This is a genomic window from Actinoplanes sp. NPDC051513, from assembly GCF_044454685.1.
In the GTDB taxonomy this organism is placed as follows: domain Bacteria; phylum Actinomycetota; class Actinomycetes; order Mycobacteriales; family Micromonosporaceae; genus Actinoplanes.
This window is the reverse complement of sequence record NZ_JBITDW010000004.1, coordinates 667,492-693,700: the sequence shown is the minus strand read 5'-3', so window position 1 is coordinate 693,700 and position 26,209 is coordinate 667,492. Positions and strand designations below refer to the sequence as shown.

Genomic DNA, 26,209 nt, shown 5'->3' with positions numbered 1-26,209 from the left:
CAGCGTTCGTCCTGAGCCAGGATCAAACTCTCCAACAAAAACCTTGGAAAACTGTCCCGGCAACAAACAAATGTTGCCAAAGGAATCCAAGACCCCCAAAAGGGTCCCGGGGTATAAAACTATTGGCACTGGCTTTACAAGCACCCTGTTGAGTTCTCAAAGAACAACCGCACCCGTGTTGAACTGCCCTCGGGGCTTTCGTACCGACCCGCGAAACAATACACGGTGTTATCCGCGATCATTCCTCGGGGCTGCCTCCAGGACGGCCGCTGCGCCGGCCCGAAGGCCTCCGCATCGCTCGCCCGTCTCCCTGGCGGCTCGTAGAACACTACAGGCTGCTTCCGCGGGCGCCAAATCGCCCCCACCCTTTCGGTGGGGACGCCCGCCAGGTCTTGTCGGACCCCGCCCGTACGATGCCCGCCAAGTCCAGCGATCGGAGCGTGACATGCAAGCTGACCTCGTCTTCCATGGCGGCCCGGTGTTCACCGGCGGCGAGCGGCGCTCCGACCCGGTGGCCGTGCGCGACGGCCGCACCGTCGCGGTGGGCGACGACGCACGCGACATGGCCGGCCCCGGCACCGAGGTGGTCGACCTCCAGGGCCGCCTCCTGCTCGCCGGTTTTCAGGATGCGCACATCCACGCCGTCATGGGCGGCGTCGAGCTCGGCCAGTGCGACCTGACCGGCACCACCGAGCTGGACGAGTACGTCCGTCGCATAGCGGCCTATGCGACCGCGCACCCCGACGACGAGTGGATAGTCGGCGGCGGCTGGGCGATGGAGAGCTTCGAAGGCGGCGTGCCGAGCCGCGACCTGCTCGATCGCGTCGTCCCCGACCGTCCGGTGTATCTGATCAACCGCGACCACCACGCCGCCTGGGTGAACAGCCGCGCCCTCGCGATCGCCGGCATCACCGCCGATACGCCCGACCCGGCGAGCGGCCGCATCGACCGCTCCCCCGGTGGTGAGCCGGTCGGGGCTCTCCAGGAGGGCGCCATGGATCTGGTGAAGGTTCCGCCCACCACGGCCGAGGCGCGGCTGGCCGGCCTCCTCCGCGCGCAGCGGCTGCTGCATTCGCTGGGCATCACCGCGTGGCAGGACGCCATGGTCTGCGCGACCAACGGCTACGACGACATCTCCGATGCATACCTTTCCGCGGCGAGCAGCGACGCCCTGACCGCAACCGTTGTGGGCGCGCTCTGGTGGGATCGTGATCGCGGCGCCGAGCAGATTCCCGAGCTGGTGGCCAAACGAGAGCGGTTCACGGCCGGCCGGCTCCGCTGCGATGCGGTGAAGCTGATGCTCGACGGCATAGCCGAGAACTTCACGGCCGCGATGACCGAGCCCTATCGCGACAACTGCGGCTGCGTCACCACGAACCGCGGGCTCTCCTTCATCGATCCGGAACTGCTCCCGGCGTACGTGCGTGAGCTTGATGCCCTTGGTTTTCAGCCGCATTTTCATGCCCTGGGTGATCAGGCGGTGCGCAATGCCCTCGACGCGATCGAGGCGGCCCGGCGCGCGAACGGCGCGCGTGACACCCGTCCGCATCTCGCCCACCTCCAGGTCGTGCATCCGGGCGACGTTCCGCGTTTCGCCGCGCTCGGCGCGACCGCGAACATGCAGCCGTATTGGGCGGCGCACGAGCCGCAAATGGACGAGCTGACCATTCCGTTCCTCGATCCGGCTCTCGCGGGATGGCAATACCCGTTCGGCGATCTGTTCAGGGCGGGCGCACGCCTGGCCGGCGGCAGCGATTGGCCGGTGAGCACGCCCGACCCGCTCCAGGGCATTCACGTCGCGGTCAATCGGGTCCATCACGGCGACGATGCCGCCGGCTTTCTGCCGGATCAGGCACTGAGTCTGCGTACGGCGGTGAGCGCCTACACCGCGGGATCGGCATACGTGAATCGGCTCGACGACACGGGCGACATCCGCCCCGGTTTCCGCGCCGACCTGACCGTCCTCGACCGCGACATCTTCGACGCGCCGGCCGCCGAGATCGGCGATGCCGCGGTCGCATTGACCTTTGTCGACGGCCGGGTGGTGTACGAGGCGTAGGGCGCAGCCAGGCGGGTCAATGCGGGCCTGACGCGGGCCACTGGGCGCCGGTCTCCCGGCGGAACGCGGCGATCGCGTCCTCGATCGTCGGGAAGAAGTGCCCCGGGTCGATCGTGCGGGTCAGGTGGTAGCGGTCGATCTTGTCGTGGACCGGGCTTTTCATCTCGGCGAAGACCAGGCTGATGCCCTGCTCGTTCAGCTCCCGGTCGAGCTCCTCCAGCACGTCCGCGGCCGTCGTGTCGACGTCGGTGATGGGCTCGGCGGCCACGACGATCCACTTCAGGCCGGGCTCGGTACGGGCGAACTCGCGGATGCGGTCACGGAACACCCGGGCGTTCGCGAAGATCAGCGGCGCGTCGAAGCGGAACAGCAGTAGGCCGGGCAGGCGCTCCGCGTCGGGGTAGACGCTGACGTCGTGGTACCCGCTCACCCCGGCGGCCCGGCCGAGCACCGCCTGGTACGGCCACCAGACCTTGCGGAACACGTTGAGCACCGACAGCCCGACCGCGACCGCGATGCCGGGCAGCACGCCGAGGATCGCCACCCCGAGGAACGCGGCGATCCCGAGCCAGAACTCGACCCGCCGCCGGCGCCACAGCAGGGACATCGCCGGGAAGTCGGCCAGCGACAGCGCCGCCGCGATCACCACCGCGGCCAGCGTCGGCTGCGGCAGGTCGCGCATCAGCCCGGGCGCGAAGACCAGCAGCAGGCTGATCGCCACCGCCCCCACCACGCCCGTGACCTGGGTGCGTGACCCCGACTGCTGCGCCACCGCGGTGCGCGACCCGCTGGTGCTGACCGGGAACCCCTGGAAGAACGAGGCCGCGACGTTGGCCGCGCCGATGCCGACCATCTCCTGGTTGCCGCGCACCTCCTGCCCGGTGCGCGCCGCGAACGCCGACGCCGTCGAGATCGTGTCGGTGAGCGAGACCAGCGTGATGCCGAGCGCGCCGGCCGCGAGAATGCCCAGGTCGGACAGGTCGAGCGAGGGCAGCTCGAACGACGGCAGCCCCTGCGGCAGCACCCCGACCGTGTCCACGCCGCGCGCCTCGAGCCCGAACACCGCGACGGCGAGGATCGACAGGACGACCGCGATCAGCACGCCCGGCAGCCGCGGGGCCCACCGGCGCAGCGCCACGATCACGGCCAGTCCGAGGACGCCGACCGTGACCGCCGCCGGCACGATCTTGCCGTCCGCGACGCCCTCGACGAATCCCCGCGCCTCGGCGATCATCCCGTCCGCGTCGACCGAGAACCCGAACAGCTTCGGCAGCTGCCCGATCAGGATCGTCAGCGCAAGCCCGTTCATGTAGCCGACCTGCGTCGGATGCGACAGCAGATCGGCCAGGAACCCCAGTTTCGCCACGCCCGCGAGCACGAGCATCACGCCCACGAGCAGCCCGAGCGTCGAGGCGAGCGCCACCGCCTCGGCCGGGTCCGCGCCGGCGCCGAGCGCGCCGATCAGCACGGTCGCGATCATCGGCCCGAGCGACGAGTCCGGCCCGAGAACGAGGATCCGGGAAGGCCCGAAGACCGCGTACGCGAGCAGGCAGAGGATCGACGTGTACAGCCCCGTGATCGCCGGCAGACCCGCGAGCTCCGCATAAGCCATGCCCTGCGGCACCAGCAACGTGGTCAGCACGATCCCGGCCACCAGGTCGCGCGGCAGCCAGGAAACCTTGTAGGTGGTCACCGTCTGGATGCCCGGCACCCACCCACGCACGTCGATCACGACCAGAACCTAACCCGACACTCGCGCTCGGCGACCCACCCGCTCGGGATGGCTTTTTTGGCGTACGGCCATCGCACCGTCACCGGGATTGCGCATGACCGGACGCCGGCGACCCACGGTCCGGCCGATGGCGTCAGCGCGCGTGTGGATTGCGGGACCGGGGCGCGCTCGGGCCGGGCCGAGTCGTCGTGAGCCCGCCCGGCGGCCGGGTCACCGCGTCGCCGTCGATCCGCTCCCGCGGTGCGCAGGTCGTGACGGGAACGCGCGACGAATCCGCCGGCTCCGCCATCACCACCGTGCGTTGCCCCGGGACGGCGCGCGGGCGTCCACCGGGCGGCATCCCGGCGACCGGGCGCTGCGCCGAGGCCTGTCTCCCGGCCACCGGCTCGGCCGGTGCGCGACCCAGCGTCCGCCCGGCGATCGGGCGCGGCCCGTCCGCGAGCTTCCACCCGGCGATCGGATGCCCGCCCACCGAGGCAGGCGCGACAAAGGCAAGCTCGGGCGCGCCCCGAAGAAGCAGGACAGCGGACGGCATGGCGATCGCAGCGAGCCCAACGGCCACCGGCGAGGGCCAGGGCGAATCGGCCCTAACATCCTGCCCCGCATCCAGCGACGAAAGTGCAGGCTGGCGGGACAGCGGCGTCACCACGGCAAGGACAATCGCCACTAACATGACCGCCGCGATGGCGTCCAGCCAGTAGTGGTTGCCGGTGACCACGACCACCGTCAGGGTGGCGAGCGGGTGGGCCAGCCACAGCCACCGCCACCGCGAACGGGTCGCGGCGATCAGCGCGATCGCCACCGCAAGCGCCCATCCGACGTGCAGCGAGGGCATGGCGGCGTACTGGTTGCTCAGCGTGTCGGTGCTCGGCGAGCCGTAGACCGACGGCCCGTACAGATGGCCGGTGTCGACCATGCCGGCGGAGGTCAGCATCCGCGGCGGGGCGAGCGGGAACAGCGCGTGGATCACCAGCGCGAGCGCGGTCAGCGAGGCGAGGGTGCGGCGAAACCAGAGGTAGATCTCCGGCCGCTTGAGGTACAACCAGATCAATGCGGCCGCGGTGGCCGGGAAATGGACGTACGCGTAGAAGCAGTTCGCGACCCGGACCCAGAACGTATGGCTCAACAGGCTCGCCTGGAGCGACGCCTCGCTGGGGAGGTGGACGAGGCGCTCGAAGTCCCACACGTTCTGCGCGTTGGCAAGCGCCGCCCCTACGTGGCCCTCGACGAGGATGCGGCCGAGCTTGTAGGCGAGGAACAGCACCCCGACGAAGACGATCTCGCGGAGTGCCCGCCGCATGGTTGCCCGGCGCGACAGGGACACCGGGGTGGCCGGCAACACTGACGGCTTCATGTGGCACCTCCGTGGGGGCGTAACGGCAGGCGCCAGGCGAGCCGAGGTCCGACCTCCAGCATTGATCGGATCTTGCTCACTGAGCAGTGACCAGGCGCGAGAGCTGAGTCACCCTCTCAGCCCACGCACAGCAACCCGCCCGCCATCTCGCGTTCACGCGGGACGACGGGCGGGCGGAAAGCGCTATTTGACCGCTATCGGGTTGATCGGCGACCCCACCGCCCCGGTGATCGGCAGCGGCGCCGCGGTGAGCCAGAAGTCGTAGACCCCGCCGGCCGCGCAGTCGACGGCGAGGGCGTCCGGGTCCCACATCTCGCCGATGAAGAGGCCGATGTGCGGGATCGCCACCTGGTGCAGCGGCTGGAAGGCCACGTCGAACTCGTTCGGCCGCACCTCGAAACCCCAGGTGTCGGTCGCGATCGCGGCGATCTCGGTGTCGTGCAGCCAGTCGGCCGTCGTGAACGACAGGCCGGGCGCGGGACCGCCGGCGTAGTCGCCCCAGCCCTCGCGCCGGCACCGCGCGAGCTGCCCGGTGCGGATCACGACGATGTCGCCGCGGCCGACCGCCGACGAGACGCCCTGGCGTTCGATCGTCGAAGCCAGGTGGCCGGCGGTGATGGCGAAGCCGTCCGGCAGCTCGCCGTCCGTGCCGAAGCAGCGGCCCATGTCCAGAAGCACTCCCCGGCCGGCGATCACGCCGGCGACCGTCTCGATGCCGGTCGCGTTGTCGCCGAGGCTCGTGACCGTGGTGGCGGCCGGCCGGCCGTTCCAGGCGTTGCCGTGGTCGAAGATGTGCCCGAGCCCGTCCCACTGCGTCGAGCACTGCAGCGGCATGGCGATGACGTCGTCGGCGCCGCCGATCCCGTGCGGGAAGCCCTGGATGCCGGCCGCCGCGTCCATTCCGGTGTCCAGCATCGTGTGCACCGGGTTGGTGCGGCGACGCCACCCCTTCTGCGGCCCGTCCATGTCGAAGGATTGCGCCAGCGAGAACGACACCCCGCGCCGGATCAGCTCCGCGGCGGAACGGCGCTTCTCGTCGGTCAGGAAATTCATCGTTCCGCGTACGTCGTCGGGGCCCCACCGCCCCCAGTTGGAGTTCCGCTTCGCGGCGGCGGCGATGGCGCCCTCCGGGTCGGCGCGATCAGGAAGCGCGCTCATGCGCTGGTCCCGGAGGGACCCGGATTCTGCGCGCCGTCCGGAGGACCAGGCGCCGCAAACTGCGCAGCGATCCAGTCGGCGATGAACACGCTCATGTGCGGCAGATGATCGAGCCCGATGTGCTCGGCCCCGCCCTCGGCCGGCGTGAAGATCCGCAGTTCCCGCCGCGGCGAGGCAACCGCCTGCTCGTAGGACCGGTGCGCGTACTTGAGCGGGATCTGCCGGTCGTTCTCGCCGTGGGCGATCAGGAACGGCACCGTGATCTGTTCGACGACCCCGTCCAGGTGCACGTCGGCGGCCTTCTTGATGAAGGTGTCGATGTCCGGCGCGCCCCAGACCCACATCACGTGGTCCCAGTAATGCGGCACCGGGTTCTCGCCCTCGCGTTCGAGCCGCCGCAACTGCACCTCACCCCAGTTGTGGTTGGCCCCCCACGCCACGCACAGCGCCAGCCGCTTCTCGAACGCGGCCGCCCGCGGCGCGTAGTACCCGCCCAGCGACCACCCCACCAGCCCGATCCGCGATGTGTCCACGTCCCCGCGCTCGAGCAGGTGGTCGACGCAGGCCGCCGCCCAGTCCTCGGTCTCCACCCGCGCGGTGAGCCCGCCGAACCGCAGCGCCTCCCCGCTGCCCGGGCAGTCGACCATCAGCGTCGAGATGCCGCGTTCGCGCAGCTCCTGCGGGAACCCCGACACGTACATGTGTTCCTTGGTCGAGTCGAGCCCGTTCCACATGATCATGCAGGGCGCGCCCGGTCCCGCCGACATGAAGTAGGCCGGCAGGAAAGTTCCCTCGAAAGGCACCGCTACCCGCGAGACGCCCGGGTCGAGCAGGTCGAACGCCTTCTGCGCCAGATCCAGGCAGCGCTGGTACACCGCCCGCCGGTCCGGCGAGTGCGCGCTCTGCATCCGTTCGGCCTGGGTCAGGTAGTTCGTGGCGCGGAAATATTTCTGCCCCGCCGACCGCAGGTTTCCCGCCGCCTCGTCCGCCGCGGCCAGCGAAACCAGGTCGTCCACGACCGCCGTCCACGACGCCATGAACTCACCGGTGCCGACGTCCGACCCCTGCGCCGCGAGCTCGCGGATGGGCCGGCACGCCCGGTCGACCTCGTCGATCAGCCCGCCGCTGTTCAGCGCGGCCACCACGCCCAGATTCCAGACGTAATTGCCGGGGAAGTATTCGAACATTACGGATTCACCTTTCCGAGTGAGCGGCGGACCGGCGGGATCGGCGCGGCCGGCGGCGCGGAGACGACCCGGTTGGTGAGGCTGCCGATGCCCTCAACGGTCAGCCTCACCACATCGCCGTCGCGCAACGGCGGCGGTTCCTGCGCGCCGGAGCGGCCCCACAGTTCGGCCAGGCATCCGCCGTTGCCGACCGTTCCCGATCCGAGGATGTCGCCCGGCACGACCCGGCTGTCCCGGGCGGCATAGGCGAGCATCGTCTCGAACGTCCAGCCCATGTGTGAGAGCAGATCCCTCCCGACCTCGACCCCATTGACCGAAGCGGTGCACAAGAGCTCGAGAAAGCCGTCGTCGTCCTTGAACGACTCGAACGAGTCGGCCGTCACCAGCCACGGGCCGAGGCTGCCGGCGAAGTCCTTCCCCTTGGCCGGGCCGAGATTGACCTGCATCTCGCGGCTCTGCAGATCCCGGGCCGACCAGTCATTGAAGATCGTGTACCCGAAAATCGTCGCGCCGGGCCCGGCCACCGCCGCGACCTCGAGCTCGAAATCGCGGGCCACCGACGCGGCCGGGAACGGCACGTCCGCGTCGGGCCCGATCAGCGTGTGCGGATTGGTGAAATAGAACGTCGGCGCGTCGTACCAGGCATCCGGCACCCCACCGCGACCGTCGATGCTGCGCCGCACTCCCGCGACATGCTCTTCGAACGCGACGAAGTCGCGGAAGGACGGAGGCTGCAGCGGCGCCAGCAATTGCACACTTTCCAGGGGTACGCCGCCGAGCACGTCCAGCACGGCCGCGCCCTCGACACCCAGCCGGACGGCGTCGAGAACGGTCAGCGAGCCGGCGAACGGATGCGCCCGGTCGCCGCGGACGACGCCGGACCGCACGACGCCGTCACCGGCCATGAACGTCGCGAGCCGCATCAGACCGGAGGGGCGACGAACACGCCGCGGTCGGGGTCGTTGAACGACTGCTTGGCCACGAACTCGTTCATCGGGTTCGCCGTTCCCCATTGATCGGAGACCATGGGGTCGGAGAAGTCGTAGAGATGCGGATGCCAGGCGTCCTCGTCCAGCTGCTCGAGCTCGGTCGTGTATTCGATGGTGTTGCCGTGCGGGTCGAGGAAATAGCTGAACGTGTTGTTGCCGGCCATGTGCCGGCCGGGCCCCCACACCTTTTCGACGCCGGCGCGCAGCAACCGCCCGGTCCCGCGCATGTATTCGTCGATGCCGCGCAGCTCGAACGAGGCGTGATGCAGGGCGACGTGCGGGCCGCGGGCCACGGCGAGGCTGTGGTGATAGCGGTTGGTGCGCAGGAACCACATCATCTCGCCCATGCGCGGGTGCATGAGCGTGTCCGAGAGCGCGAACGACAGGTGCTTGTTGTAGAAGGCGACCGTCGCTTCCGGGTTCGGCGAGTTGATGACGACGTGGGAGAGCTTCACGGGAACGGATTCCCCGGCCTCCACCTTGCGGTGGGCGCGGACCTCGACGTCGGCGGAGACCTCGACCGTACGGCCGTCGTTGTCGAAGAACCGGAAACCGTAACCGCCGCCGGGGGTCTGCATCTTGCCCGGCTCGGAAACGAGCTGGACGCCGTCGGCCCCCAACCGGGCGGCCAGCGCATCGACAGCGGCGGGCGTCGCGGCCCCGAACGCGATGAGGTCCAATCGCTTCTCGGCCGCGCGACGAAGGCGTACGGAATATTGCTCGGGCGATCCTGCCGCCGCGAGAAAGGCGATCCCGTCGTCGGCGATCGTCGGGTCGAGGCCCCACATCTCGGTGTAGAAGCGGAATTGCTTGTCGTAGTCCGGCACTGCCAGATCGACGTGGCGCAGATGGGTGATCAGTCGCTCGTTCATCGGGAGGGCCTTCAGTCGTTTGTGGGCGGCGGGTGGGGCGGTTGGATGGCTCAGGCCGGCTGCATCAACAGGTGGGAGATCCGGCCCATCAGGCCGGGAACGTCGCCGCGCTCGTGGTCGAGCAGCCAGCGGCAGAGCTGGAGCGAACCCTCGACGACAGCTTTCGCGCGCTCGAAGCGGCGGTCCGTGAACACCTGCCACAAGTCGTCGCTCAGCGCGTCGTGGGCCAGCAGCAGCTCGGCGAGGACCGCCGCGTCCTCGAGGGCCTGCGCGGCGCCCTGCGCGAGGGTGGGCGGGCAGGCGTGGGCGGCGTCGCCGATCAGCACGACCCGGCCACGGTTCCAGGGCGCGTCGAGCACGTGGCTCTCGAACCAGGTGTAGTTGACCCGGGACGGATCGGTCAGCGTCGTGCGGATGTCGTCCCACGGACCGTGGTAAGCCCGCGAAAGTGAGCGAATCACCTCGAGCGACTCACCGGGGGACAGCGTGCTGCGGTCCTGGGCGTCCTCCACGACGTACGCGTAAAGGGTGTCCTCCCCCGTCGGGCAGTAGCCGGCGATGTAGCTGGGACCGCCGTAGAACAGGTCGGTACGGGTGACGCTCGCCGGCCGCGCGGTGAACGCGCGCCAGATGCCCATGCCGACGCTGTGGGTCTCGAGGTTGACCCCGAGCATGCGGCGGGTCCACGAGCGTATGCCGTCAGCGCCGATCACCAGGTCGTAACGCCCGGCCGAGCCGTCCGCGAAAGTTGCCGCGACCCCGGTTTCGTCCTGGTCGAGCGCGGTGTACGTGGTTCCGAAGCGAATTTTCACGCCGACCGAGGCGGCGCGATCCAGCATCAACTTCGCGAGCGTCGGCCGGTACATGCCGAGCGTGGCGGGCAGGTCGGGGCCACCGGTGCGGATGTCGTCGAGCTCGGCGATCAGGGTGCCGTCCGGGTCGGGCGCGCGCAGGCCGAGCGTGTCGAACGCGTACCCGTGCTCCTTGACCTGATCCCCGACGCCGAGCGACCGGAGCACCCGCAGCGCGTTGCCCTGCAGGGTGATTCCCGATCCCAGCGCGGAGATGTCGGGCTTGATGTCGATGAGCTCGACCGAGACGCCGCCATCGGCGAGCAGGATCGCGGCGGCAGCGCCGGCGGCGCCACCGCCGACCACGAGAACGTTGCGAACGGCGGGCACGATCGTTTCCCCTCTGTTTCGCCGGCGATGTGACTGCGACCACTGTCCGGCACCGCCGCGTCATCAGGAAAGAGCCAACTGGTGATGCTGGCCATCAGCCGTGCTTATACTGCGGCGGTGCCGGTCGACCGGATGCTCGCGAATCTCGATCTGAACCTGCTGGTCACCCTCGACGCGCTCCTGCGGGAGCGGAATGTCACGCGCACCGCCGAGGCGGCCGGGGTGAGCCAGCCGGCGGTGAGCGCCGCGCTGGCCCGGCTGCGCCGCCATTTCGGCGATCCGTTGCTGGCCCGGGCCGGCAACCGCTACGAGCTCACCCCGCTCGCCGCGCAACTGCTCGCCCTCACCGGGCCGGCGCTCGCGGGGGTGCGCCGGGTCTTCGACGTGACGCCGGATTTCGATCCGTCCGACGTGGAGCGGGAATTCACCCTCATCACGTCGGATTACGCGGCGACCGTGCTCGGGCCCGTTCTCTCCCGGCGGCTGGCCGCGCAGGCGCCGGGCGTACGGCTCCGGTTGCAATGGACGACTCCCTACACCGTGGACCACGCCGCCGACACCCTGCGGACGGCGGACGGGCTGCTGCTGCCGCACGGGTTTCTCACCGACATCCCGTACCTCGATCTCTACGAGGACCGCTGGGTCTGCATCGTGTCGGCGGACAACGATCTGGTCGGCCCCCAGCTGACGCTCGAGCAGCTGGCCGAGCTGCCCTGGGTGGTCCTGTACAACCTGCGGACGGCTTTCGCACCGGCCGCGCAACAGATGCGGATGCTGGGCATCGAGCCGCGTGTCGAGGTCGTCGCCGACGGGTTTCTGCCGATGCCTTTTCTGGTCGCGGGAACCCGGCGGGTCGCGCTGCTGCAGGAACGTCTGGCTCTCCGATTGGCGAAACCCGCGGGCGTACGCGTATTGCCGTGTCCTTTCGATGTCGTGCCGCTCGCCGAGGCCTTCTGGTGGCACCCCATCTACTCGAACGACCCGGCCCACGTCTGGCTGCGTGGCGTGCTCGCGTCGGCCGGTGCCGAACTCGCGGGCCATCAGCCTGGTTTATGAGCGCTATCGGACAATCGCTCTTCCTCTGATCACCCGTGTCCCCCGATAGTCCGGTGTGACCTGCGTCTCCACCGTCGAAGGGCCACTGCGCAATGTCGTCACACCTGGACACTCCCGTCGAGACACCACCGCAGCGGCAGGCCGGGCCCGCCCAGCTCGCCCTGCTGCTGGCCGGAAGCTGCCTCGCGGTGCTCGGCGCCGTGCTGATCGCGCCGGTCCTGCCGAAGATGGAGGACCACTTCGCCGGGGTGGCGGGCGCCGACGTGCTGGTGCCGATCGTCCTCACCGTCCCCGCGCTGATCATCGGGCTGACCGCGCCGTTCGCCGGCCTGGTCATCGACGCGATCGACCGCAAGCGGCTGCTGATCGTCGCCCTGGTGGTCTACGCGCTCGCCGGGACCGCGCCGCTCTACCTGGACTCGCTCGGCGCGATCATCGCGAGCCGGGCCGTTGTGGGTCTGTGCGAGGCGGCGATCATGACGTGCTGCACGACGCTGATCGCCGACTACTGGTCCGGTCCGCGGCGCAGCCGCTACCTCGGCCTGCAAACCCTGGCCGCGACACTGGCGGCGACCGCTTTTCTCGCGCTGGGCGGCGCGTTGGGCTCGGCGGGATGGCGTACGCCGTTCTGGGTGTACCTGGTGGCGCTGGTTCTCGTGGTGCCGATGGCCCGCCTGCTGTGGCAGCCCGCGTCCGGCCCGAAGCCGGCGAAACTGCCGCCGCTCCCCTGGCGCTCGCTCCTGGTCCCCTGTCTGATCACGCTGGCCGGCGGCGTCGTCTTCTACGCCCTGATCTTGCAGCTTTCGTTCGTGCTCGACGACCTCGGCGTCACGTCGAGCGCGGCGATCGGCGGGGTCAGCGCGGCCATGTCCCTCGCGACGGCGGCCGGGTCGGCGTCGTTCGGGAAACTTTCCGGGCGGCGACCGCGCACGCTGCTGCCGATCGCTTTCGGGTTGTCCGCCGTGGGTCTCGCGATCGTTTTCGCGGCCGGAAACGTGGCGGTGGTGACGGTGGGCGCGATGGTGACGGGCGCCGGGACGGGCCTGCTGCTGCCGGTGCTGCTGACCTGGGCCACCAACCGGCTGCGGTTCGAGCAGCGCGGGCGGGGCACCGGGCTGTGGACCGGCTTCCTCTTCGTCGGGGAGTTCGCGTCGCCGCTGCTGGTGGCGGCGTTCGGGGCGGCGGCCGGCGGTCTCCAGCCCGGGCTCGGCGTGCTCGCCGTCGTCGCCGCGGTGCTCGCCGTGGTCACGCTGGTGGTGGTGCCGCGGTCGTCGGCGCCGCTCGACGTCACGTCGTAAAATGACTTATCGCCTTTTCGGGTGAATTGGCTGGATAGCATGGTCGCGGTGAACATGCTTCGGCGAGTGCGGGTGACGCCGCGCCTGGTCGCGGGATTCGCGATCCTGGCGCTGTGCGTCGTCGCCATGTGGGTGGCCGCCGTGTGGTCGGCGAACACCACCCGCGCCACCGCCCAGGCCCTGGCCCGGTCGCAGGCTCAGCTCGACGCGGTCCAGCAACTCAAGTACCGGGTCACCGACGTCAGCGGCTGGCAGGCCGGCTACGCCTTCAACATCGTCCGCGGCGCCCCGTCCGCGACCGCGGACACGGCGCCCGAGCGGGCCGCGTTCCTCAAGTCGATGGAAAGTTTCGTCAAGGAGATCGACGCGCTCACGGCCCTGCCGCTGACCGCCGCCGAGCTGAAGGACGTGACCCTGATCCGGGACACATTCCAGCAGTTCCAGGACATGGACGACGAGGTGATCGCCGCCTACCGGGCCGGCACGCCCGCGCAGATCGACGTGGCGAACGACCTGGTCGCCGGGCCGGGCCTCGACCTGTACGCGGTGATCGCCGGCGGCGTCGACCGGCTGCTGGAGAGCGCGCGCCAGCACGAGGCGGTCGCGCACAAGCGGGCGGACGACACGGCGAACCGGGCCAGCCACGTCGCCACGCTCGTCGGGTGCCTGACTGTGCTCGTCTCGATCGTGTTCGCGATCCTGACGGCGCTGTCGATCATCCGGCCGCTAGGGGCTCTCGGTGACCGCCTCGCCGACATCGCCGAGGGCGAGGGCGACCTGACCAAACGCCTCGAGACCAGCGGGCACGACCAGTTCACCGACGTGAGCCGCTCGTTCAACCTGTTCGTCGACAAGATCGCCGCGACGGTCCGCGAGATCGGCGCGTCGGCGTCGACGGTCACGCACGCCAGCGAGAAACTCACCGCCACCGCCATCCAGATCATGGTGAACGCGAAGGCGACGTCCCGGCAGTCCGGCGACGTGGTGCAGGCGGCCGACGAGGTGGCGGCCAGCGTCCGTACGGTCGCCGCCAGCACCTCGTCGATGGGCGGCTCCCTCCAGCAGATCGCCGGCACGGCCACCGAGGCCGGCCGCGTCTGCGAGCAGAGCTTGCGGGCCGCCCGCGCGACGCAGGAAGTGATCGGCCGCCTCGCCACCACGAGCCAGGAGATCGGCGAGACGGTCCGGGTCATCACCGCGATCGCCCAGCAGACCAATCTGCTGGCGCTCAACGCCACCATCGAGGCCGCGCGGGCCGGCGAGTCGGGCAAGGGTTTCGCGGTGGTCGCCGGCGAGGTGAAGGAGCTGGCCCAGGAGACCGAGGGCGCGACGGACGACATCACCGCGAAGGTCCAGAGCATCCAGCACGACACGACCATGGCGACCGAGGCGATCGGGGAGATTGTCGAGATAGCCGGGCGCCTGGGCCACTTCCAGACCGAGATCTCCACGGCGGTGACGCAGCAGACGGCCACGACCGACGAGATGAGCCGCAGCATCAGCGAGTCGACGACCAGCTCGGCCGACATCGCCGCCAACATCGCCACCATCTCGTCGGGCGCACAGACCACGACCAGCGGCGTGATCGACATCCAGGAGGCGACGCAGGAGCTGTCCCAGCTGAGCAACGGCCTGCGCGTCCTCGTCGGCCAGTTCCGCGTCTAGCCGCCCGGTGCGGGTCAATCCGAGTTCATCTCGTCCAGGACGCGCTGCGCGATGCGGAACGCGGTGTTCGCAGCCGGGACGCCGCAGTAGATCGCTGCCTGCAACAGCACCTCTTTGATCTCGTCGTCGGTGAGGCCGTTGGTGCGCGCCGCCCGCACGTGCATGGCGAGCTCCTCGTGGTGGCCGAGGGCCACCAGCGCGGTCATGGTGATCATCGAGCGACTGCGGCGGTCCAGGCCGGGGCGGGTCCAGATCTCCCCCCACGCGTACGCCGTGATGAGCTCCTGAAAGTCACGCGTGAACGGCGTGATCCCCGCCACGGCCCGGTCGACGTGCGCATCACCCAGAACGGCCCGCCGCACCGCCATGCCGCCGGCGCGAATGTCATCGATCGTGCGGCCGCCGGCGACGCCATCGCCGCCGCGCGCGAAAGACTCGCCCTCGCCGCCCGCGAAAGACTCGCCCTCGCCGCCCGCGAAAGACTCGCCCTCGCCGCCCACGAAAGACTCGCCCTCGCCGCCCGCGAAAGACTCGCCCTCGCCGCCCACGAAAGGCTCGCCCTCGCCGCCCGCGAAAGACTCGCCCTCGCCGCGCGCGAAATGCTCGTCGAGGAGAGCCGCCACGTCGGCCGGTCGCTCCGCCGGCGCCAGATGGGCCACGTTGTCGAGCACCACGAGACGGCCGTTCCGCACGGTCTCGGCGATCAGTTCCAGGCCGGCGGGTGGCGTGGGCTGATCGTCGGCGCCCGCGACGGCGAGGACGGGCGCGTCGATCTCACCGAGGCGATCGCGTACGTCGAAGGTGGCCAGCGCCTCGCAGACCAGCGAGTAGCTTTCCGGGTCGGCCGCACGCAGCGCGCCGAGCAGCGCCTGCGCGACCTCGGGCTCGCGTTCGGGGAAGCCGGGCGAGAACCAGCGCTGGATCGAGCCGGCCACCACGGCGTGGGTGCCGGCGGAGCGGACCGTCTCGGCGCGCTGCCGCCAGCCGGCGGCCTCCCCGATCTTCGCGCCGGTGCAGAGCAGCACGGCCGCCTCGACCCGTTGCGGCGCGTCGAGCAACAGCTGGAGTCCGACCGCGCCGCCGGCCGAGTCGCCGGCGTAGAGGAACGACTCGCCCGGCCGCACGCGGTCGGCCAGCTCGAGCACGTATTTGGCGAGACCGGGAACCCCGAAGCCGGAGGAGGCGGGAGCGCTGCGGCCGTGGCCGGGCAGATCCCAGCCGACGACGTGGTAGTCGCCGCGCAACAGCGCGACACAGCGCGCCCAGAGGGTTTCGGCCGACGTGCCCAGGGACGGGCCGAGCAGCAGCAGCGGCCGACCCGGCGATTCGTGGAGCGTGACGGCGGTCAGCATGGCTTCTCCCGGCGGGCCGCAGCGGCATGGACGGCGACGGTCAGCACGGCTTTCCCTGAGCGCGGGCCAATGCGGCGTCGATGAGCTCGTCGCTCGCGCCCAGGTACGGGCCGTCGTCACCCATCTTGCGGCGCTCGGCGTCGATCCCGGGGCGGGCCGCCGTCAGCGTGGCGGCCATGCGCTCGATGTCCACACGCAGACCTTCCAGCAGTTCAGCGGTCTGGTCGGCGGCGACGGCCGTGCGCCGGGCGAGCGTCCGCAAGGTGGCCCATTCGACATGCCACGAACCGTCCGGGCGCTCGTCGATCGCGCCGGCGGCGGCGGCGTGCATCGTCGCGCCCAAGGGCGGAGCGGCCAGGGCCGCCCGGCGGATCAGGACCGCCAGGACCGGGTTGTGCTTGTTCGGCATCGCCGACGAGCCGCCCCGGCCCTCGGCCGGGGCTTCCGACAGCTCGCCCACCTCGGGACGGCTGCTCAGCAGGACGTCGTTGGCGATCTTGCCCCAGGCGTCGGTGCAGGTGACGAACGCGTCGCCGATGCGGGTGAACGGCGCCCGCGCGGTGTGCCAGGGCGGCCGCGCCGGGAGGCCGAGGATGCCGGCGGTGGCAGCGACCCGTTCGAGGGCCGCGGCGGGCGAGCCGGCCAGGGCCGTCGGGGCCGCCAGGCTGCCGGCGGCGCCGCCGATCTGGATCGGAAGATCCGCGGCGGCGGACAGGGCGTCGCGGGCGTCCAGCACGCCGTGCAGCCAGTTGGCCGCTTTGAGGCCGAACGTGGTGGGGATCGCGTGCTGGGTCAGGGTGCGGGCGGCCATCCTCGTGCCGCGGTGGCGTTCGGCCAGGCGCGCCAGCGCCGCGACCTGCCGGTCCAAGTTTCTTGCGACGAAGGCGGCGGTGTCGCGCAGCTGCAGCACGAGCGCCGTGTCGAGAACGTCCTGACTGGTCAGGCCGGTGTGAAGGTGCTCGGCCACCTCCGGGTTCCGCGAACGCAGGAGCTCGAGGAACGGGATGACCGGGTTGCCACCGCCCTCGGCGGCGACGGCTACGTCCCGTACGGAAAAGGCGGTTGAAAGTTCGCTCGGGTGGCCGCCGGCGGCGAGCCAGGCGGACTCGACCCGCACCATGGCCTCGACGACGCTCGCGTCGGTGAACAGATCACCGGCACGGGCGTCGCCCGGCCAGAGCAGGTCGGTCATGCCCAGACGCCGCGATGTTTCGGGAAACTGAGGAAAACTGTCTCGCGCGGACCCTGGAGGTGGATGTCGAAAACCAGGCCGGTGCTGTCGCGGCTGGTGATCATCGTGTGCCTCCGGGACTCGTCGACACTGTCGAGCAAGGGGTCGGGTCCGAAGAGCTCGGGATCGGGCAGGTACGCGCGGGTGAACAGGCGGTCGAGCAAGCCGCGGGCGAAAACGGTCACGGCGAAGAACGGCGGCCGACCCTCCTGCGTGCCGCCGGGTTCGAGCGTCGTGAACCAGTAGTGGCCGTCGGGATCGGTGGCGGCGCGCCCGAAACCGGTGAACGTCCAGCCGTCGCGCTTGATCGAGCCGGGCACCCGGCTCACCTTGCCGTCGGGGTCGGCCTGCCAGATCTCGATCATCGCGTCGGGAACCGGGACGCCGTCGCCGTCGAGGACGCGGCCGTGCAGGCGAATGGCGTCGGCGCGTCCCGGCGGCACCAGCTCGTTGCCGCCGTCGTAGGGAAGGCCCAGGTGGAAGAACGGGCCGACGGTCTGTCCGGGGGCGGCGGTCATGCCTGCTCCTCGAGGTCCGCGTCGAGCGGGGTGCGGTGACTTCCGGTCAGCACGATGTCCCAACGGTAACCGAGGCTGAACTCGGGGCTGGTCAGGTCGTGCTCGTAGGTCGCGATCAGCGCGTCCCGCGCTTTGGGGTCGGTCACCGACTGGAAAATCGGATCGAGCGAGAACAGCGGGTCGCCCGGAAAGTACATCTGTGTCACGAGGCGCTGGGTGAAGTCGGTGCCGAACAGCGAGAAGTGAATGTGCGCCGGCCGCCACGCGTTGAGGTGGTTTCGCCACGGATACGGGCCGGGCTGAATGGTCGTGAACTTGTACCAGCCGTCGGCGTCGGTGAGACAGCGACCCAGACCGGAAAAGTTCGGGTCGAGCGGCGCCGGGTGCTGGTCGCGCAGGTGCGCGTACCGGCCGGCGGCATTTGCCTGCCAAATTTCCACGAGCTGATGCGAAACCGCGCGGCCGTCGCCGTCCACCACCCGGCCCGACACGGTGATCCGCGAGCCCTGTGGCTCCCCCGCGTGCTGGATGGTCAGGTCGGCCTCGGCGTCGGCCACGTCGGTGTGCCCGAAGCAGGGCGCCCACAGCTCGACGCCCTCGGGATCGGCCGGGTGCAGCGCCTTGGTGGGGTGGCGCAGGATGCTGCTGCGATACGCCGGATAGTCGAGGCGTGGCTGCTGTTCGCGCGCGCCGACGCCGGCCTCGATCTCGCGGCTGATGTCCGCCTGGGTGGTCGTCACCTCCCCGACGCTATGCGCGCGGGCCGCCGGACGCGATACTGACCTTCCACTCATCGGAAGGACGACGATGTCCGCGAGCGTCACCTCGCGCGCCCTCGACCTGCTCGGCGCGTTCGATCCGGAGCACCGCGCGCTGACCCTCAGCTCCCTGGCACGGCGGGCGGGGTTGCCGCTGGCCACGGCCCATCGGCTGGTCGGCGAGCTGCGTCAGTGGGGCGCCCTGGCCCGGCTCGACTCCGGCGAGTACGTGATCGGGCGGCGGCTGTGGGACCTGGGGCTGCTCGCGCCGGTGCAGGCCGGGCTGCGGCAGGCGGCGTCGCCGTTCCTGCACGATCTCTACGGCGCGACGCTGGCCACGGTGCATCTGGCCGTGCGCGACGGCACCGAGGTGCTCTACATCGACCGGCTTTCCGGGCACGTCTCGGTGCCGGTGGTCAGCATGATCGGGTCGCGGCTGCCGATGCACGCGACCGGGGTGGGCAAGGTCCTGCTCGCGTACGCGCCGGACGACGTCGTCGCCGAGGTGCTGGCCAACCTGACCCGGGTCACGGCCTACACGATCACGCAGCCGGCACGCCTGCTCGAGCAGATCCGCCGCGTCCGCGCCGACGGCTACGCCACCACCGGCGAGGAGATGAGCCTGGGCGCGTGCTCGGTGGCCGTGCCGGTGCGCGGGGCCGGCGGCGACGTGGTCGCGGGGCTCGGCATCGTGGTCCCCGACCTGCGCCGGGAGCGGGCGCGGCTGGTGTCGGCGCTGCAGGTCGCGGCGCAGGGGATCACCCGCACGCTGACCGACACCACTTCCGTCCAGTGGAAATAGGGGGTTGCCGGGTCATGCCCGGTACGGGTTGGCTGGTTGTATGCGTACCCAGGTCGCCATCATCGGCGCGGGCCCCGCGGGCCTGCTGCTCTCCCACCTGCTCACCCGCGGCGGCATCGACTCGGTGGTCCTCGAGACCCGCTCGCAGGAGTACGTCGCGTCCCGCATCCGGGCCGGCATCCTCGAGCAGTCGAGCGTCGACCTGCTCACCTCCGTCGGGCTCGGCGACCGGCTGCGCGCCGAGGGGCACGAGCACCGCGGTATCTATCTGAGCTGGCCCGGCGAGCGGCACCACCTCGATTTCGTCGACCTGACGGGCCGCACCGTGTGGGTCTACGGCCAGACCGAGGTGCAGAAAGATCTGGTCGCGGCGGGCACGGCCGACGTCCGCTACTCGATCGGCGAAACCACGCTGCACGACGTGGAAACTTCCCGTCCGTACGTGACGTACGTCGACAGCGACGGCAATCCGCAGCGGCTGGACGCCGACGTGATCGCGGGGTGCGACGGGTCGTTCGGGCCGAGCCGCAACGCGGTGCCGGCGGAAACTTTCGAGCGCGTCTACCCGTACTCGTGGCTCGGCATTCTGGCGGACGTGGCGCCGTCCACCGACGAGCTCATCTACGCCTGGCACCCGAACGGGTTCGCTCTGCACTCGATGCGCTCCCCCACGGTCAGCCGCCTCTACCTGCAGGTTCCCAACGGCACCGACCCGGCCTCGTGGTCCGACGAGCGGATCTGGGAGGAATTGGCGCTGCGGCTCGGGCACGGGCAGGACGGATGGAAACTCACCCCCGGGCCGATCACCGACAAGAGCGTGCTGCCGATGCGCAGCTACGTGCAGACGCCGATGCGGCACGGCAGCCTTTTCCTCGCCGGCGACGCCGCGCACATCGTGCCGCCGACCGGCGCGAAAGGGCTCAACCTGGCGATCGCCGACGTGTCCCTGCTGTCCGCGGCCCTGGTGGCGCTGCTCGGGTCGGGCGATTCGGCCCTCGCCGATTCCTACTCGGACGACGCCCTTCGCCGCGTCTGGCGGTGCACCCACTTTTCGTGGTGGATGACCACGATGCTGCACACCAGCGGCGACCCGTTCGAGGCGCAACTCCAGCTTTCGCAGCTGAAGTGGGTCACGTCCTCGAATGCCGGGGCGACCGGTCTCGCCGAGAACTACGCGGGCCTGCCGATCGGCTTCTGATCCACACGGCGAGGGCGGTGGTGATCGGCACCGAGGCGACCAGCCCGATCGTGCCCACCGCGCTGCGCAACACCTCCTGCGCCAGCAACTCGCCGGTCAGCACCTGCCCGGCGGGCCGGCCGTCCGTCGCCAAGAGCAAGATCAAGGGCAACGAGCTGCCGGCGTACGCGAGGACGAGCGTGTTCACCGCTGAGGCGACGTGGGCCCGCCCGATGCGGCTGGCGGCCCGGTAGAGGTCTCGTCCGGTCGCCTGGATCTCGGCGACGGCCGCCGCCTGGGTGACCGTCACGTCGTCGAGCACACCCAGCGCGCCGATCACGATGCCCGCGAGCAGCAGGCCCCGCATGTCGATGTTTCCCCGGGTCGCGGCCAGGAAGGCGTCGTCGTCGCCGGCCACGCCGGTCAGGTGCAGGGCGGCGGTGAAGGCGGCGCCAAGCAGACCGGTCAGCACGAGGCTGGCGAGCGTGCCGGCGACCGCGACCGAGGTGTTCGCGGTGAAGCCGTGGGTCAGATAGAGGACGGCGAACATGATGGCGGCCGAGCCGACCACGGCGACCAGCAGTGGCGGCTCACCGTCGAGGATCGCCGGAATCACGAACAGCAGGAGGACGGCGAAACTTGCCGCCAGGCCGGCCAAGGAAGTCAAGCCAAGTTTGCGCCCGAACGCGAGAACCGCGCCGACCGCCGCGAGGACCAGCCAGATCATCGGACCGGCGCGCTGGTGGTCGACAACGGAGTAGGGGTGGCCGCCCGCGACGGCGCCCGGGGCGTAGAGCAGGACGACCTTGTCGCCGGTGCTCAGCGCCGGGGCGCCCGGGCCGGCCGGGAGGTCCACGGTGGTCTCGGTGCCCGAACCCGGGCCGTCGGTCACCTTCACCTGGGCGGTGGAGAAGTCAATCGCGGTTATCGTGCCGAGCGCGCGCTCGCCGGCCCCCTGGCCGGAGGCGGACCGCACGTGGCCGGGCCAGAGCACGATCATCGCGACGAGCGTGGCCACCGCCGCCGGGATCAGCACGGCGGCCAGGATTCGCGGCGTGCGCGCGACGGGCGTCTCGTGCGTATGGCTCAAGCCCGCGACGATAGGCCCGGGACCCACCTATTCACAAATGAACATATGCGCAGTTCAGCCCAGCCTCATCGCGGCGAAAGGCCGCAGCTATGGTGGGCCTATCGAGTCCCGGAGTGAGCTCTTGCGCCGTCCCCCGTCAGCGCCGGGAGTTCAACTTGGCTGCGCGCCTTTCGCTCCCGCGGCCACGGCGTATCGCGCCCCGCAAAGCGATGCCCCGTGACGCTCCTTGACCGCGCTCCCGCCGCGGCCGTCACCCGCCGGCGCCCGAAGCGAGGCATTCTCCTGAGCCTGGCCGTCGCGGTCGCCGCCTCGGTGACGCTGCTGGTTGCGGGACCGGAAGCGAGAACAACGCCGTCACCGGCCGGGCGCGTCGCCGCTGCCGACGCCTGGCCGAGGGCCCAGCGCGCCGACTTCGACCCGGCGTTGCCCGACGGCCCGCTGTTCACGCCGTTGCTGTTCCTCGACGCGACGACCGCGCTCGGCACCGCGCCGACCCCGGACGCTCGCTGGGTGCGTGTGCTGCTCTGGCACAGGGGCGCAGGCGCGAGCAACAACGGCCGCGCGAACACAGGCGGAGGCGCAAACAGCAACGACGACACGCTGCGGGAATTGCGACGGCTACCACTGGAGGGCAACCCGCAGTTCGAAGCGGCCACCGCCGACGGCGATGACCTTGTGTGGACCGAGTCGACCGACAGCCGGCGCATGCGGATCTGGCACGCCAAGCGCGGCGGCGGCGGCGCAACGCTGGTCACCGCCGACACCGGCGATGCCCTCTTCTACGGCAACTCCTTCGATGTCGTGATCGCCGACGGCCGCGTGCACTGGGCCGCCGCCCCCAAGGCCGCCGCCTCCAAGACCGCCGCCCCCAAGACCGCCGCCTCCAAGGCCGCCGACCGCGAAGGCGGAGGGCCGCAGCATCCGAAGTTAACCGACATTCGCTCGGTACCGGTGGGCGGCGGAAACGTCGACATCCGCACTGAGCCGGGCGAATGGGCGATGTCCGCCTGGCCGTGGTTGGTCGACGAACGGGAAGGGCGCCTGCGCAACCTCGAGACCGGCCGGGATGTCGACGTCGTGACCAGCGGGCCGGAGATCGCGACCTGCAGCCCGGTCTGGTGCCGGGTCATGGTGATGAGCGGTGACGGCCTCGCCCGCATCGACCTCATGCACCCTGACGGATCACAACGGCGGCGGATGGCCGGCGGCGGCGCGCAGACCACAGCGACGGGTGCGCAAGCCGGAGTGGCCGGCGCGCAAGCCGGCGCACAAACCGCGACGGCCGGGGCGCAAGCCGGGGCGCAAGCCGCGGTGGCCGATGTGGCGGTGCTCGACCGTTTCGAGCTGCTGGCCGAGACCGGACCCGACTCGGATGTCACCGGCACCGCGACCCTGTTGGCCTACGACGCGGCAACCGGGCGAACGGTGGTGGTGGCCCCGGACGTGGATGGCGCCTTCACGGGGGCGGGCATGCTGTGGTGGTCGACCGGCGGCGACGACAGCATCACCTGGCACGCGCTCGATCTCCGTACGGTATGAAAAACGCGACATCGCCGCGGAGCCCAAGCCCCACGGCGATGCCGGCGCTGATCGGACGGTGGCCCCGATCAGCGGTGATGCGAGATCAAGCGGTGGTGCAGGCCGCGCCGTTGAGGGCGTAGCCGGTGGGCGCGCCGCTGTTGCCGGTGTGCGTGGCCTGGAAGCCGATCGTCGTCGAGCCGCCGGCCGCCAGCGCGCCGTTGTAGGACATGTTCGTGGCCGTGACCTGGCCGGACTTCGGGTTGTAGGTGGCGTTCCAGCCGCTCGTGATGGTCTGGCCGGACGGCAGGGTGAAGGTCAGGTTCCAGCCGTTGATCGCCGACGAGCCGTTGTTGGTGATGGTGATGTTCGCGGTCAGGCCGGTGTTCCACGCGCTGATCTGCGAGCTCACCCGGCACGCGCCCCCGGTCGGCGGCGTCGTGGGCGGCGTCGTCGGCGGTGTGGTGGGCGGCGTGGTCGGGGGCGTGGTGGGCGGCGTTGTCGGGGGCGTGGTCGGGGTCGAGCCGTCCAGGCCGAAGAACGAGATCGCGAGCTTTGCCTGACCGGACAGCGGCAGCGAGTGGCCGACGCCGGAGACGCTGATGCCCTCGACGGGAGCCTGCGTGGTGCTGGAGCCGTAGCGGGTGCGGGTCCAGCCGGACTGCGGCGAATCGGTGGAGACGGGCGTCTGGCTCACGCCGAGCACGTTCGTCCACTGCTTGATCTCTTCGCCGAAGTTCGGGTACTGCAGCGTCGTGTCGGTGGTGCCGTGGAACAGCTGCATGCGGGGGCGCCGGCCGCTGTAGCCCGGGTACGCCGCGCGTACGAGATCGCCCCATGCCTGCGGGGTCTTGATGGACTGGCCGTTCGCGCAGGTGCTGTTCCAGCCGGCCTGGTTCGCGGGGTTGGTGGGGTCGCCGGCGCTGGCGGCGAAGCAGCCGAACGGCACGCCCATGAACGCGGCGCCGGCCGCGAACACGTCCGGGTAGTCGCCGAGCAGGACGTTGGTCGCCATGCCACCCGACGAGGCGCCGCTGACGAAGGTGCGGTTCACGTCGGTGCCGTAGCGCTGCTGCACGTAGCGGACCATCGACACGATGCCGGCCGGGTCGCTGTTGCCGCTGTGCGAGAGCGCGCCCGCCGATGAGTTGTCGAAGCAGTTCCCGGAGCGCGTCGCGGACGGGTAGATGACGATGAACCCGTACTGGTCGGCGAGGGTGCGGAACTCGGTGCCGGAGAAGAACGCCGGGCCGTTGCCGGTGCAGTAGTGCACGGCGACCAGCAGCCCGGGGCTGGCGGCGAGCCGGTCCGGCACGTACAGGTACATGCCGAGGCCCGTGGGGTTGGTGCCGAAGTTGGTGATCTGCTGGAGGGACGCCGCGGCGGCGGGCGAGGCCGGCAGGGCCACCAGCCCGAGGACGACCGCCGCCGCGGCGGCGACGGAGGCGAGCAGCTTCTTCATAAGAGTCCTTCGAGAGCGGGGCGGCGCGGCCACGGGACACCGGACGGGGGAGGCCCCGTGGCCGCGCCAAGTTCTCGGAAAGCAGTGCTGGAGCTGGCTCAGCGAGCCGTGCAGGTGGGCGTTCCCGAGGGGCCGACACCCGTGCCCTGGAAGCCGAACTCGGTGTAATTCCCGGCGGCTACCGAGCCGTTGTAGCTGACGTTGGTGAAGTTCACCGCGCCGCTGCTACCGCTGGCCGTGGCGTTCCAGGTGTTGGTGATGGCGGCGCCACCCGGCAGGGCGACCCCGGCCGTCCACCCGGTCAGCCCGCTCGATCCGGCGGTCACCCGGATCGTGGCCACGAACCCGCCGGTCCACTGGTTGAGGGTGACCGTGGCGCTGCAGCCCGCGCCGGCCGGCGGCGTGGTCGGCGAGCTCGGCGGCGGGTCGGTCGGGTTGGTGGGCCCGGTCGGCCCGGTGGTCGGGCCGGTCGGCGGGACCGCGTTCAGCGCGTTCAGCGTCGACGTGTACGCGGCCTTCTTGTTGCCGCTGTTGTCGAACAGCAGCGGGGTGCCGCTGGCGCGCCACGAGTCGCTGTCCCGGATGCCCCACACGGTGATGCCGTTGCAGCGGGCCACGGCGAGACAGGCGTTCACCACTGTCGCGTACGTGTTCGCCTGCGCCGTCCCCGATCCCTCGATGTCGAGCTCGGTGATCTGCACGTCGACGCCGAGGTTCGCGAACCGCTGGAGGTTGGCCTGGTAGTCGCTGGGCACCGGCGACTGCGCGTTGATGTGGGACTGGAAGCCCACGCAGTCGATCGGCACGCCGCGCGCCTTGAAGTCCTGCACCATGTTGTAGACGGCGGTGGACTTCGCGTTGACCCCGTCGGTGTTGTAGTCGTTGTAGCAGAGCTTGGCCGCGGGGTCGGCCGTGCGCGCGGCCCGGAAAGCGGCCTCGATCCAGTCGTTGCCGGTGTTCTGCAGGTTGGAGGAGCGCCGGGCGCCGCTGGAGCCGTCGGCGAACGCCTCGTTCACCACGTCCCACGAGTAGATCTTGCCCTTGTAGTGGGTGGCGACCTGGGTGACGTGGTTGAGCATCGCGTTGCGCAGCGCGGTGCCGGACAGGCTCGACACCCAGCCCGGCTGCTGCGAGTGCCACGCGAGGGCGTGGCCGCGGATGCGCTGGTTGTGCGACTGCGCGTGGCTGACGATCTGGTCGGCGCTGGAGTAGCTGAACGAGTTCTGGGACGGTTCGGTGGCGTCCCACTTCATCTCGTTCTCCGGCGTGACCATGTTGAACTCGCGGTCGAGGATCGTGGAGTAGACGGAGTCGCTCAGCTTGTAGGCCGCGACGGCGGTGCCGAAGTAGCGGCCGGTGGCGGCCGCCGAGGCGCCGAGCGTGGTGGCCGCGTCGGCGGAGCCCGCGGTGAGCAGCACTGAGCCGGCCGCCGCGAGGACGGCAGCGGTTGCGGAGAGGCTGGCGGCGAGGACGCGCCGCCGGGGGGAACGGTTCATGATTCCTTCCAGCTGTGCAGGGGGACGGGCCGTGGCCGATACAGCAGAAAGTGATCCGGATCGATCGAAACATTAACGGCATGTTCCGGAAATCACAACCCGAGGCTTCCGCAGATTGTGATTTCGGGAACGCTCCCACGGCCCAATTTCTCACGTTAAATCATGCTTTGGCCGTGCCAGTCGCCCTCGATCAAACTCCGGAACTTTCGGAAGGAAGCGGCATGACATCGTTGACATCCAGCAATGAACCGTTT

21 protein-coding genes and 1 pseudogene are annotated in these 26,209 nt (G+C 70.5%); 7 read left to right on the top strand and 15 right to left on the bottom strand.

Going from position 1 to position 26,209, the window contains the following annotated elements; translation table 11 throughout:
• The first annotated feature begins 445 nt into the window (after positions 1–445).
• Entirely contained in the window at positions 446–2,059 is a 1,614-nt protein-coding gene (locus ACIA5D_RS17680; protein ID WP_396030993.1) for an amidohydrolase, read from the top strand.
• Positions 2,060–2,075: 16 nt separating this feature from the next.
• Here ACIA5D_RS17680 and ACIA5D_RS17675 read toward each other — a convergent pair whose 3' ends face one another.
• The 7 genes from ACIA5D_RS17675 to ACIA5D_RS17645 form a co-directional block, all read right to left on the bottom strand.
• Entirely contained in the window at positions 2,076–3,791 is a 1,716-nt protein-coding gene (locus tag ACIA5D_RS17675) for a SulP family inorganic anion transporter (RefSeq protein ID WP_396030992.1), read from the bottom strand.
• 133 nt (positions 3,792–3,924) lie between these two features.
• The gene (locus tag ACIA5D_RS17670) at positions 3,925–5,145 is read right to left on the bottom strand and encodes a phosphatase PAP2 family protein (protein ID WP_396030991.1); all 1,221 of its coding nucleotides are present in this window, start codon (positions 5,143–5,145) and stop codon (positions 3,925–3,927) included.
• Between the two features lie 183 nt (positions 5,146–5,328).
• Positions 5,329–6,303, bottom strand: a complete 975-nt coding sequence (locus ACIA5D_RS17665) for a cyclase family protein (RefSeq protein ID WP_396030990.1) — start codon at positions 6,301–6,303, stop codon at positions 5,329–5,331.
• Positions 6,300–7,490, bottom strand: a complete 1,191-nt coding sequence (locus ACIA5D_RS17660) for an alpha/beta hydrolase family protein (RefSeq protein ID WP_396030989.1) — start codon at positions 7,488–7,490, stop codon at positions 6,300–6,302. The genes ACIA5D_RS17665 and ACIA5D_RS17660 overlap by 4 nt, the downstream gene beginning before the upstream one ends.
• Positions 7,490–8,413 carry a fumarylacetoacetate hydrolase family protein gene (locus ACIA5D_RS17655; protein WP_396030987.1) on the bottom strand — a complete coding sequence of 308 codons (924 nt, stop codon included), beginning with the start codon at positions 8,411–8,413 and terminating at the stop codon, positions 7,490–7,492. The genes ACIA5D_RS17660 and ACIA5D_RS17655 overlap by 1 nt, the downstream gene beginning before the upstream one ends.
• Entirely contained in the window at positions 8,413–9,351 is a 939-nt protein-coding gene (locus ACIA5D_RS17650) for a VOC family protein (RefSeq protein WP_396030986.1), read from the bottom strand. Before ACIA5D_RS17650 ends, ACIA5D_RS17655 begins: the two co-directional genes overlap by 1 nt.
• Before the next feature lie 50 nt (positions 9,352–9,401).
• Positions 9,402–10,532: an FAD-dependent monooxygenase gene (locus ACIA5D_RS17645; protein WP_396030985.1), complete on the bottom strand. Its 1,131-nt coding sequence runs from the start codon at positions 10,530–10,532 to the stop codon at positions 9,402–9,404.
• An 84-nt stretch (positions 10,533–10,616) separates the two neighbouring features.
• On the opposite strand from ACIA5D_RS17645, the gene ACIA5D_RS17640 reads away from it, so the two are divergent.
• From ACIA5D_RS17640 to ACIA5D_RS17630, 3 genes are all read left to right on the top strand, one after another.
• Positions 10,617–11,588 carry a LysR family transcriptional regulator gene (locus tag ACIA5D_RS17640; RefSeq protein ID WP_396031013.1) on the top strand — a complete coding sequence of 324 codons (972 nt, stop codon included), beginning with the start codon at positions 10,617–10,619 and terminating at the stop codon, positions 11,586–11,588.
• Between the two features lie 92 nt (positions 11,589–11,680).
• Positions 11,681–12,886, top strand: coding sequence for an MFS transporter (locus ACIA5D_RS17635; RefSeq protein WP_396030984.1), 1,206 nt, complete (start codon positions 11,681–11,683; stop codon positions 12,884–12,886).
• 54 nt (positions 12,887–12,940) lie between these two features.
• Positions 12,941–14,551, top strand: coding sequence for a methyl-accepting chemotaxis protein (locus ACIA5D_RS17630; protein ID WP_396031012.1), 1,611 nt, complete (start codon positions 12,941–12,943; stop codon positions 14,549–14,551).
• 14 nt (positions 14,552–14,565) lie between these two features.
• On the opposite strand, the gene pcaC is transcribed toward ACIA5D_RS17630, so the two are convergent.
• The 5 genes and pseudogenes from pcaC to pcaH form a co-directional block, all read right to left on the bottom strand.
• Positions 14,566–14,919: a 4-carboxymuconolactone decarboxylase gene (gene pcaC / locus ACIA5D_RS17625; protein ID WP_396031011.1), complete on the bottom strand. Its 354-nt coding sequence runs from the start codon at positions 14,917–14,919 to the stop codon at positions 14,566–14,568.
• 258 nt (positions 14,920–15,177) lie between these two features.
• Positions 15,178–15,903, bottom strand: a pseudogene (locus tag ACIA5D_RS17620) (alpha/beta fold hydrolase); the annotation flags it as partial.
• Between the two features lie 40 nt (positions 15,904–15,943).
• The gene (locus ACIA5D_RS17615) at positions 15,944–17,095 is read right to left on the bottom strand and encodes a lyase family protein (protein ID WP_396030983.1); all 1,152 of its coding nucleotides are present in this window, start codon (positions 17,093–17,095) and stop codon (positions 15,944–15,946) included.
• Positions 17,092–17,652, bottom strand: coding sequence for a protocatechuate 3,4-dioxygenase subunit alpha (gene pcaG, locus ACIA5D_RS17610; protein WP_396030982.1), 561 nt, complete (start codon positions 17,650–17,652; stop codon positions 17,092–17,094). Before pcaG ends, ACIA5D_RS17615 begins: the two co-directional genes overlap by 4 nt.
• Complete coding sequence (gene pcaH / locus ACIA5D_RS17605; RefSeq protein WP_396030981.1) at positions 17,649–18,392, bottom strand: protocatechuate 3,4-dioxygenase subunit beta; 744 nt, start codon at positions 18,390–18,392, stop codon at positions 17,649–17,651. The genes pcaG and pcaH overlap by 4 nt, the downstream gene beginning before the upstream one ends.
• A 67-nt stretch (positions 18,393–18,459) precedes the next feature.
• Between pcaH and ACIA5D_RS17600 the strand changes: the two genes are divergently transcribed.
• Positions 18,460–19,212: an IclR family transcriptional regulator gene (locus tag ACIA5D_RS17600; protein ID WP_396030980.1), complete on the top strand. Its 753-nt coding sequence runs from the start codon at positions 18,460–18,462 to the stop codon at positions 19,210–19,212.
• Between the two features lie 40 nt (positions 19,213–19,252).
• On the top strand, positions 19,253–20,410 hold the full coding sequence (locus tag ACIA5D_RS17595; protein WP_396030979.1) for a 4-hydroxybenzoate 3-monooxygenase: 1,158 nt from the start codon (positions 19,253–19,255) through the stop codon (positions 20,408–20,410).
• On the opposite strand, the gene ACIA5D_RS17590 is transcribed toward ACIA5D_RS17595, so the two are convergent.
• Positions 20,343–21,479, bottom strand: coding sequence for a YibE/F family protein (locus tag ACIA5D_RS17590; protein WP_396030978.1), 1,137 nt, complete (start codon positions 21,477–21,479; stop codon positions 20,343–20,345). The genes ACIA5D_RS17595 and ACIA5D_RS17590 overlap by 68 nt on opposite strands.
• Before the next feature lie 312 nt (positions 21,480–21,791).
• Here ACIA5D_RS17590 and ACIA5D_RS17585 point away from each other — a divergent pair, with 312 nt between their 5' ends.
• Positions 21,792–23,018: a hypothetical protein gene (locus ACIA5D_RS17585; RefSeq protein ID WP_396030977.1), complete on the top strand. Its 1,227-nt coding sequence runs from the start codon at positions 21,792–21,794 to the stop codon at positions 23,016–23,018.
• 85 nt (positions 23,019–23,103) lie between these two features.
• Here the strand turns inward: ACIA5D_RS17585 and ACIA5D_RS17580 are convergent, their stop codons facing one another.
• Positions 23,104–24,459 (bottom strand): PHB depolymerase family esterase, encoded by a 1,356-nt coding sequence (locus ACIA5D_RS17580; protein WP_396030976.1) that lies wholly within the window; start codon positions 24,457–24,459, stop codon positions 23,104–23,106.
• A 98-nt stretch (positions 24,460–24,557) separates the two neighbouring features.
• The gene (locus tag ACIA5D_RS17575; RefSeq protein ID WP_396030975.1) at positions 24,558–25,955 is read right to left on the bottom strand and encodes an endo-1,4-beta-xylanase; all 1,398 of its coding nucleotides are present in this window, start codon (positions 25,953–25,955) and stop codon (positions 24,558–24,560) included.
• Positions 25,956–26,209 lie beyond the last annotated feature (254 nt).